The organism is Methylobacterium aquaticum (genome assembly GCF_001043915.1).
In the GTDB taxonomy this organism is placed as follows: Bacteria; Pseudomonadota; Alphaproteobacteria; order Rhizobiales; family Beijerinckiaceae; genus Methylobacterium; species Methylobacterium aquaticum.
On the sequence record NZ_LABX01000448.1, the window covers coordinates 1 to 720 of the forward strand.

Below are 720 nucleotides of genomic sequence, written 5' to 3' on the forward strand. Positions count from 1 at the left end.
CCAGGAACAGGCGATGCAGGTCGCGATCGTCGCCGCGGGATTCAGCCCCGCCGAGGCCGACGGCCTGCGCCGCGCCATGGGCACCTTCAAGGGCGACGGCACGATCACCCTCTACGAGGAGAAGCTGGTCGGCGGCATGATCGCCAACGGCTACGACCCGGATTTCGCCGCCCGCACCTATCGCCAGCTCGAAGGCTTCGGCTCCTACGGCTTCCCGGAGAGCCACGCCGCCTCCTTCGCCCTCATCGCCTACGCCTCGTCCTGGCTGAAATGCCGGCACCCGGACGTGTTCGCTTGCGCGCTCCTCAACGCCCAGCCGATGGGCTTCTACGCCCCGGCCCAGATCGTGCGCGACGCTCGCAGCCACGGGGTCGAGGTCCGGCCGATCTGCGTCAACGCCTCGCGCTGGGACTGCACCCTGGAGCCGGCCGGGGAGGGGAGGCTGGCGGTGCGCTTGGGCCTGCGGCTCGTGCGCGGCCTTCCCAACCAGGATGGCGCCCGGATCGCGACGGTGCGGGAGGCCGACCTCTTCCGCTCGGTCGAGGACCTGTGGCGCCGGGCCGGGCTCTCGCTCAAAGGCTTGCGGAGCCTCGCCGCTGCGGATGCCTTCGCGTGCTTAGGGCTAGGGCGGCGCGAGGCCCTGTGGGCGATCCGCGGCCTTGCTCCCGAACCGCTGCCGCTCTTCGCCGCGGCCGACCGGCGCGAGGCCGCCCCCGCCCC

1 protein-coding gene is annotated in these 720 nt (G+C 72.8%); it reads left to right on the forward strand.

Translation table 11 applies throughout. The annotated features are described in order from the left end of the window. The coding region (locus VP06_RS33145) for a helix-hairpin-helix domain-containing protein (protein ID WP_048468083.1) at positions 1-720 on the forward strand (720 nt) is incomplete at both ends.